The following is an 8,402-nucleotide window of genomic DNA, read 5'->3' as shown; positions in this document are numbered from 1 at the left end:
ACAGTCGGACCAACGAGCCACACCGCCAACAGTCACACCACATGCGGTTGCAGTACTAACCGGCGATCCCGCGCTATGTTGCCCCGCTTGGGTCCGCCGTGGCCAGGTCCCAGACTCGCGATCGTGCTGCGGCCCGCGCCGACCGGATCGCGGCCAGTGCCTTGGGTCCGGCTGCGGCAAGGGCGTCAATGAGCCGGGAGACCGGGGTCGGATGCCACCGGGCCGAACACGTCGGGCTCGGCCCGCAGCATGGCGACATCGGCCAGGCAGTCCCCGCCCAAAGCGACTGCGAGCGCGACATCCAAAAGGACCTTGCCCGGGTCGTGCACCGCCCGCGGCTTGCGCCACGGCGCCAATGCCGCCGATATCGCGGTGTCCAGGCCGGACTTGCGGACCGTCTCGACCAGCAGCACCGCCCCGGCCTGCGAGACGGCTCCGCTGCCACCGCCCTCAACGCGGACACGCGGTACAACCCGATACGCTTGCTCACCTGGAGAGTGCTCTTTTCCGTGCAGCCAGCAGGACCCTAGACAAGTCCCATCGTTGCAGGTCAGGAGCACTCTCCGCTGATTTGATCAAGTATCGGACAACCTGCCTCGTGAAAGCGCGAGGTTAGGCACGCCAGGCCGACTGGAGCGCGATCGGCGTACTCTCCCCCGGTCAGGCCCCGAAGGCGCGATCGCACCGCCCAGCCCTGCTCCGAAACGGACCGCCAGATGTTCGGACGTGCGGGCTTCGCCCTCTTGCGAAAGCGCGTCCATCCAGCCACAACCCGGTAAGGCCGTAAGTCTCTTGCTTCACCTGGCCGATCTGGTCCCCGGGCAAGTCTTCTGTAGTCACGGCGTACTTGTTGCTGCGGGCGCCCCGCGTGGCGGACGGCACCCGTGGGCTGTTCCGGTGCGGATGTGCCGCGGGGTGCCCACCGCACCGCGGGTCAGTACGCCTGACCGCTGAACGGGAGCCGGACGTGGAACTCCGCGCCTTTGGGTGAATCGGCGATCCACGCCCGCCCGCCGTGCGCGGCCGCCACGTCGCGGACGATGGCCAGCCCGAGTCCCACGCCGCCGCTGTCCCGGTCGCGGGCGCCCTGGACCCGGAAGAACCGGTCGAAGACGCGCTCCCGGTACTCGGACGCGACTCCGGGACCGTCATCGGCCACGACGAGCTCCACCCCGTTCTCGTCGGCGGCGAGGGAGACGCGGACGACGGAGTCCGTATGCCGCTCCGCGTTGTCGAGCAGGTTGCGGACCACGGCCCGCAGTTGCCCGGCGCGACCCCTTACCCGTACGGCGGACAGCCCGGACAGGTCGACCTCGACCTCGCCCCTGGCCCGGATCGCCGCCGCCTCCAGCAGCACCAGCTCGTCCAGGTCCACTTCCGAGACCTCACGGGGGTCCTGGGGTGCGCCGGTGCCCGAGAGCAGCAGCAACTCCGTGACCAGCCGGTCCAGCCGGTCGGTCTCTCGGTGCACATCCCGGGCGAGAACGTGCCAGTCGGTGCCCGCGGGGTGCGCCAGCCCGACCTCGGTACGTGCCTTGAGCGCCGCCAGCGGGCTGCGCAGCTCGTGCGAGGCGTCGCTGACGAACTGCCGCTGGCGCTCGCCCGCCTGCTGGAGGCGCTCCAGCATCGCGTTCATCGTCCTGGCCAGCCGGCCCAGTTCGTCGGTGCCGGGGAGCTCGGGAACTCTGCGGTCGAGCTCGCTGGAGGTGATCTCCGCGACCTGCCGGCGCATCGCCTCCACCGGCCGCAGCGCCCGGCCCACCAGCAGCCACGCCGTACCGCCGCCCACGAGCAGGAGGGCCGGGCACGCGATGAGCAGGGCGGACAGCGCGGCCTGGACGCCTTCATCGACGGGTTCGAGCGAGGCGGCGGCGTAGACCGAGACCGGCTGGCCGGCGTGGTCCGCCGGAAGGCCGACGGCCCAGTACGCGGCGCCGTCACCGATCGGCGGCTTGTGCAGCGTCGCGCTGACGGAATGCTGGTCCGTGGCGCGCTGCGGCAGGAGCGGGCCGTGGCCACGCAGCTCGGGGCTCGATGCCAGCACGTTGCCGTGCCGGTCCACGATCTGTACGACCGGGCTGTCCTCACCGGCGTCCGGCGGCCTCGGCAGCGCCCCCGAGCCCAGCTCCGCCACCGTGTCCCGGGCCCGCTGCCGGGCGGCGGTCTGCGCGTTGCCGGTGAGGTCGTGCCGGACCAGGAGGAGGACCAGCACCGAGGCGATTACCAGGCCGATGCCGACGACGAGGACGGCGAGCAGGGTCAACCGGAGCCGGATGCCGCTCAGCCAACCCCGGGGCCGCCACCCCGGGCGGCCGCCGGTCCGGCCGGTCACCGGCTAACCGCCTTTGGGATCGAGCCGGTAACCAACCCCGCGCACCGTCTGGACCGTGTGCCGGGCGAAGGGCAGGTCCACCTTCCGGCGTAGGTACCCGATGTAGACGTCCAGCACCTTCGACTCGTCGTCGAGGGCGAAGTCCCACACCTCGTCCAGCGCCGCGCGCCTGCCGACCGTGTGCCCGGCGCGGGCCATGAGCAGCTCCAGCAGGGCGAACTCCCGCGGCGTCAGCTCGATGTCGACCGCGCCTCGCCGGCAGCGGCGCGCGCCGCGGTCGAGCACGAGGTCACCGGCCACCAGCAGGTGCGCGTCGGCCGCGGTCGAGCGGCGGGTCAGCGCCCGGATCCGGGCCAGCAGCACCCGGTACGAGAACGGCTTGGCCAGGAAGTCATCGGCCCCGGTGTCGAAGGCGCGCAGCTGGTCGCGTTCCGCGGTACGGGCGGTGAGCACCAGCACCGGTGTGGTCACCCCCGCGTCGCGCAGCCTTGCGCACAAGGTGAGGCCGCCGAGCCCCGGAAGCATCAGATCGAGCAGGACCAAGTCGTACGAGTGGTGCAGCAGCCGGTCCCATGCGACCAGTCCGTCGCCCACCGTCTCGACGCTGAAGCCGTCCTGCCGCAGTCCCTCGGCCAGCGCCGTGGCAAGGGCTGTCTCGTCCTCCACGACGAGCACCCGGCCGGACCGCTGAGCTGCCACCGCCACACCTCCACCCTACCTGGCACCGACCGTAGGCACCCTCGGTAAGAGAACGGCAAGAGCCCGTCCCGGCCGGTCACGGGCGCTGTCCTGGGCGTCCGCAGAAAGCGCCGCGCCTCTTAATCGTCCCTTACCCGTCCCTGCACACGATGTGGATCCACCTCATCCCCAGGGAGGGGCCATGACCACCCGCAAAGCCACTCCGCCGGCGCTGGCCGCCGTCGTACTCGGCACCACCCTCGTCCTCGGCGCGTGCGGTTCGAGCGGCTCGTCGCAGTCGTCCAGCACCACTCTCCCGTCGGCCACCTCACCGGCCTCGCCGACCACTCCCGCCGACCCGGCGTACCACCCGACGATCGTTCCGTCGGCCTTCACCTCCCACGTCACCAACCCGTACTTCCCGCTGCGCCCGAACACGACCGACGTCTATCAGGGCACGCGCGACGGTCAGCCGCAGCGCGACGAGGTGGTCATCAGCTCCGAGATCCGGACGATCATGGGCGTGCGCTGCCAGGTCGTCAGGGACACCGTCACCAGCAACGGGGCGCTCGTGGAGAAGACCACCGACTGGTACGCGCAGTCCTCGACCGGAGATGTCTGGTACTTCGGCGAGGCGACCGCGGAGTACGTCAACGGCCAGATCAGCAGTACCCACGGAACATGGGAGGCCGGAGTGGACTCCGCCCAGCCGGGCATCATCATGAAGGCCCACCCGAAGCCGGGCGACAGCTACCGCCAGGAGTACCGGCCAGGCCAGGCCGAGGACACCGCGAAGGTGCTGCAGACCACGGCAACGGTGAAGGTGCCGGTGGGGACGTTCCACAACGTGGTCGTCACCAATGACACCGATCCGCTCAACCCCGACAAGTCCGACCACAAGTCGTACGCGTCCGGTGTCGGCATGATCCACTCCGAGCGTGTCCGCAGCGGCCACCACGAGGTGATCGACCTGGTGAGGTACGGCTGATGTCCGCGCCCGCCACCCACGCCGCCCTCGCCATCGAGGCCGACGGGCTGTATCTCATCTACCGCGAGCGCGACGTGGAGACCGTGGCGTTGCGCGGAGCGGAGATCAGCCTGCCCGAGGGTGCCTGGACCAGCCTGATGGGCCCCTCGGGCAGCGGCAAGAGCACGCTGATCCATGTCCTGGGGGGTCTGCTCGAACCCAGCGGCGGCCGGGTGCTGATCCGCGGGGAGGACCTCACCCGGCTGCCGCAGGCGGAACGTGCGCTCCGCCGTCGCCGCCACATCGGCATGATCCTCCAGCGGGACAACCTCCATCCCCTGCTCGACGTAGCCGGCAACGTCGCCCTGACGCTGCGTCTGGACGGGCGGCCGGCCGCGCAGGTACGTGCTCGGGTTGCCGAACTGCTGGCGCGGGTGGGCCTGTCCGCCCACGCCCGGCAGCCGATCGGCAAGCTTTCGGGCGGCGAGGCCCAGCGCGTGGCGATCGCGGCGGCCCTGGCGCCCCGCCCCGACGTACTGCTGACCGACGAGGTCACCGGAGAGCTGGACGAGGAGACGGCCGGCGAGGTGCTCGACCTGCTGGCCGACGTCCGTGCCCGTGAGGGCACGGCGATTCTGACCGTCACCCACAACCCGCTCGTGGCCGAGCGGGCGGACCGAATGCTGAGGATGCGCGATGGGATCGTCATCGAAGCCGGGCGCGGCACGGACTCCGGCTGACACTCCGGCTGACGGACTGGCCGCCGGGGCCGTGCCTGCTGTGCCCGTACCCGCCGTGCCTGTGCCTGCTGTGGAAGCCGTCCAGCTCACCCGTGTGCACCGCGACGGGCGGCGGGAGTTGAAGAGCCTGGACGGGGTGTCCCTGACGGTGGCGGCCGGGGAGGTGGTGGCCGTCACGGGCCCGAGCGGGGCCGGCAAGACCACGCTGCTGCACCTGCTCGGCGGCCTGGACCGGCAGCACGAAGGGCGGGTACGGGTCGTAGGGGTGGACTGGCAGACGCTGCGAGGCAGTGACCGTGCCCGCTTCCGGCGGCGCAACTGCGGCTTCGTGGTCCAGGGTCTGGCCCTGCTGCCGCAGGCCACGGCCGCCGAGAACGTCGAGGTGCCGCTGCTCCTGGACGGAATCCCCGCCCCGGACCGGCGGGACCGGGTGGCGCGGGCGCTGGGCGGGGTGGGCCTGGCGGATGAGGGTGCGAAGCTCCCCGACCAGCTTTCCGGCGGTCAGCAGCAGCGGGTGGCCATCGCGCGGGCGCTGGTGAACGATCCGGCCGTTGTCCTCGCGGACGAGCCGACCGGCAGCCTCGACTCGGAAACCGCCGCGTCGGTCGTCCGGCTGCTGCTCGCGGCAGCCAGAGAGCACGGAGCGGCCGTGGTGCTGGTGACCCACGATCCGGCCGTCGCCCGTTACGCGGACACCGTCGTCCGCCTGCGCTCGGGGCGGCTCGAAGCGCCTGGCGGCGAGGGCGGCGTCCCAAGGACCGGTGCAGGCCCGACCGGCGGCGCCCCAGGGACCGATGCAGGCCCGACCGGCGGAGGCCCGGCCGATGCAAACCCGACTGCAGGGAGCCCACCAGGCGGAGACCCGACCGGACGCGGACCGAGCACCGAAAGCCCGACCCTCGACGACCCGACCACCGCGGCCGGCGAGCCCCGTACGGAGGAGTGATCGCGATGTTCTGGCTGGTCCTGCGGACCGTACGCCGCGCGCCGCTGCGCCTGCTGCTGGCCGCGCTCGCGGTCGCTCTGCCCGTGGCGACGCTCGCCGCGACCCTGCTCTACGTCGACGACAGCTCCCACGTCATGACGAGGGTCGCGCTCTCGCCGGTCCAGGTGGAGATGCGGGCCGTGGGCACCTCCCTCGGCATCGATCCGCAGGTGCTGAGCAAGCAGCTGAGCACCGTGCCGGGGGTGAAGAGCGCGGATGTGTTCGGAAGCGCGGACGTGGTCGTCTCGGCGCCCGGCGCCTCCGGGCGGGTGAGCGCACGGCTGTCCGCCGTATCGCCCTCGTACCTGGCGCATCACCCGTGGGTGCACACCAACGGCGACCTGAGCAAAGGCGTCCTGCTCAATGACGCCGTCGCGGGCTCGCCCGACTTCAAGGGGGCGACCCGAGTCTCGATCGACCTGCGCGGCGACGTCAAACCGCTGGGCGTGTCGCTGCCCGTCGCCGGACGCGCGGACCTCCGGGACGCGACGACGTGGTTCGCGATCCCCGCGGGCGATGTGCAAGGTGACGTCGTGGTAGCTCCCCGCTCGATCATGGTGGACTACGACACCTTCCGGCGCCTGATCCTGCCCGCCGCCCGTACGGCACTCGGCGGCGCCACCTCGATCACCAACCCGGGCCTGTCGGAGCTGCCACCGGTCAGCCTCGAATCGCATGTGGCCGTCGACCACCGGGCCTACCCCACCGATCCGGGCGCCGCCGAAGTATGGTCGGGACAGCTGCGCAGGTCGCTGGAGCGGCAGGTGCCCGGCCAGGCCCTGGTCGCCGACAACGCCGCCGAACCCCTGCACGAAGCGGGCACCGACGCCACCAACGCCAGGACGCTGTTCTTCCTGCTCGGCGTCCCGGGCGTCCTCGTGGCCGCCGCCCTGGGCCTCGCCGCGGCCTCGGCCCTCGCCGAGGCGCATCGCCGCGAAGAGGCGCTGCTGCGGCTGCGCGGCGCGTCGGACTCCCACCTGGTGCGGCTGGCAGTCGGCCAGGGGACGCTTGCCGGAGGGGTGGGGACCGTCATCGGCCTGGGCGCCGCCGCCGCAGCCGTCTCCGGTGGCGTCGGCCACGCCGTGTGGCACGGGATCCCCGCGGGTCAACTGGCACTCGCCGTCGCCCTGTCCACCCTGGTGGGGACGGTCGTCACGGCCGCCCGCCTCGTTCCCTTGATTCGGGCCGGCCGCAAGGCGGCCCTGGTTACCGACCGCCGCCTGCTGGCGCCCCCGCGCCCGCCGCTGTGGCGCCGCGGGCACCTGGACATCGTGGCAGTGGCCGTCGGGCTGGCCATCCTGGCCGGGAACGTGATCGTCGGCGGGCTCAAACCGGCGCCGGTCCAGGGCCCCGCGCTGGCGCTGGCCTTCTACGTACTGCTGGCACCGCTCGCGCTGTGGCTGGGCATCAGCCTGCTCACCGTCCGCGGTCTGCTGCGGCTGCTCGCCCGGTACAGCCGTCCCGACCGGCCGCGCCCGTTGACGACGTGGCCGGCGACCGCCCTGCGCTGGCTCGGCCGCCGTCCCGCGCGTGCCTCGGTGTCCCTGACTCTCGGCGTGCTCGCGGTCGCGTTCGGGACCCAGACGGCGACGTTCGCCGCCACCTATCACACGGCAACACGTACCGACGCCCGGGCGGCGTTCGGCGCCGACCTGCGGCTGACCCCGAACACCGAACTCGTCCAGCCCCCGCCCCACCCGGGACCCGGCGTCCACGGCGTGACGCCGATCCACTCGATCCCGGCCCGCGCCGGAAGCGACCGCAAGACGATCATGGCGGTCGACCCCGCCTCGTACCGCTCGGCCACCGCCATCGCCCCGCAGATCACCAGCGGCGGCGGGCTCGACGCACTGGCCGGCAGGCCGTCCGGTGTGCTCGTGTCGCAGGAGATCGCCACCGACTTCGGGGTGGCCCCGGGCGACACGATTCCCGTCACCGTCTTCCCCGACGACCTGGACCTGTCCCAGCAGCTCGATCTGCACGTGGTCGGCGTGTACCGGGCCTTCCCACCCACCGACCCGCTCTCGGAGATGGTCATCAGCACCTCGACCGTGCCCAACCCGGTGCCGCCGGCCGACTTCTACCTCGCCCATGTGGCCTCCGGGCACAACCCGGCCCAGGTCGCGGCCCAGCTGCGGCACGACGGTTCGACCGCCGGCTATGCGGTCTCCACGCTTGCCGAGCGCATCCGCCAACAGCAGCGGGGTCTGACCGCGCTCAACCTCGACGGCCTGAGCCGGATCGAAGCGGTCGCGTCCGCCGGGATCGCCTCTCTGGGGGTCGGCGTGCTCGGCGCGTTCCTGGTGATGGAGCGCAGAAAGGAATTCGCCATCCTGCGAACCGTCGGCGCCGACACTCCGCGCACGCTCGCCGGTCCCCTCACCGATGGTGCCGTCGCCGTGGTCGGCAGCCTCGTCATCGGCATTCCCGTCGGCCTGGGCCTCGGCGTCCTCTCGGTCCGCGTCCTCAGCCTCTTCTTCGCCCTCCCCCCGCCCCTGGCCACCGTCCCCTGGGGCGCCCTGGCCGCCCTCGGCGTCCTGGTCCCGGCGATCTCCGCGATCGGCCTCACGCTGGCGCTGCGCAGAATCAACCGGACCGAGGTCACGGCGCTGCTGCGTGAGCCGTGAGATGCGAGGCACGGGGCCCTGGAGCGGAGAGCGCGAAGGTACCGGCCGGGACGGGGAACAGGAAGGGGTGGTC

Annotated in this window: 6 protein-coding genes and 1 pseudogene; 4 read left to right on the top strand and 3 right to left on the bottom strand. The window is 72.3% G+C overall.

Going from position 1 to position 8,402, the window contains the following annotated elements:
• Nucleotides 1–100 precede the first annotated feature (100 nt).
• From C6N31_RS33080 to C6N31_RS45995, 3 genes and pseudogenes are all read right to left on the bottom strand, one after another.
• A pseudogene (locus tag C6N31_RS33080) lies at nt 101–515 on the bottom strand (transposase); the annotation flags it as partial.
• 419 nt (nt 516–934) lie between these two features.
• Nucleotides 935–2,332, bottom strand: a complete 1,398-nt coding sequence (locus C6N31_RS45295) for a sensor histidine kinase (protein WP_138358148.1) — start codon at nt 2,330–2,332, stop codon at nt 935–937.
• A 3-nt stretch (nt 2,333–2,335) separates the two neighbouring features.
• Nucleotides 2,336–3,031 carry a response regulator transcription factor gene (locus C6N31_RS45995; RefSeq protein WP_198358876.1) on the bottom strand — a complete coding sequence of 232 codons (696 nt, stop codon included), beginning with the start codon at nt 3,029–3,031 and terminating at the stop codon, nt 2,336–2,338.
• Between the two features lie 181 nt (nt 3,032–3,212).
• Between C6N31_RS45995 and C6N31_RS33065 the strand changes: the two genes are divergently transcribed.
• The 4 genes from C6N31_RS33065 to C6N31_RS33050 all read left to right on the top strand — a co-directional run bounded on the left by C6N31_RS33065 (nt 3,213) and on the right by C6N31_RS33050 (nt 8,329).
• Nucleotides 3,213–3,998 carry a hypothetical protein gene (locus C6N31_RS33065; protein ID WP_138358146.1) on the top strand — a complete coding sequence of 262 codons (786 nt, stop codon included), beginning with the start codon at nt 3,213–3,215 and terminating at the stop codon, nt 3,996–3,998.
• The gene (locus C6N31_RS33060; protein WP_198358874.1) at nt 3,998–4,717 is read left to right on the top strand and encodes an ABC transporter ATP-binding protein; all 720 of its coding nucleotides are present in this window, start codon (nt 3,998–4,000) and stop codon (nt 4,715–4,717) included. Before C6N31_RS33065 ends, C6N31_RS33060 begins: the two co-directional genes overlap by 1 nt.
• 61 nt (nt 4,718–4,778) lie before the next feature.
• A complete protein-coding gene (locus C6N31_RS33055; RefSeq protein WP_244809658.1) occupies nt 4,779–5,663 on the top strand; it encodes an ABC transporter ATP-binding protein in 885 nt (294 codons plus the stop codon).
• A 5-nt stretch (nt 5,664–5,668) separates the two neighbouring features.
• Nucleotides 5,669–8,329 (top strand): ABC transporter permease, encoded by a 2,661-nt coding sequence (locus tag C6N31_RS33050; protein WP_198358872.1) that lies wholly within the window; start codon nt 5,669–5,671, stop codon nt 8,327–8,329.
• The last annotated feature ends 73 nt before the right edge of the window (nt 8,330–8,402 follow it).

The organism is Streptomyces fildesensis, assembly GCF_016107395.1.
Lineage (GTDB): Bacteria > Actinomycetota > Actinomycetes > Streptomycetales > Streptomycetaceae > Actinacidiphila > Actinacidiphila fildesensis.
The sequence above is the reverse complement of the archived record's forward strand: the minus strand, read 5'-3'. Positions and strand labels throughout refer to the sequence as shown.

Coding starts and splice junctions, on each gene's coding strand:
- C6N31_RS33060 (WP_198358874.1), top strand. CDS start 3,998: ATGTCCGCGCCCGCCACCCACGCCGCCCTCGCCATCGAGGCCGACGGG.
- C6N31_RS33065 (WP_138358146.1), top strand. CDS start 3,213: ATGACCACCCGCAAAGCCACTCCGCCGGCGCTGGCCGCCGTCGTACTC.
- C6N31_RS33050 (WP_198358872.1), top strand. CDS start 5,669: ATGTTCTGGCTGGTCCTGCGGACCGTACGCCGCGCGCCGCTGCGCCTG.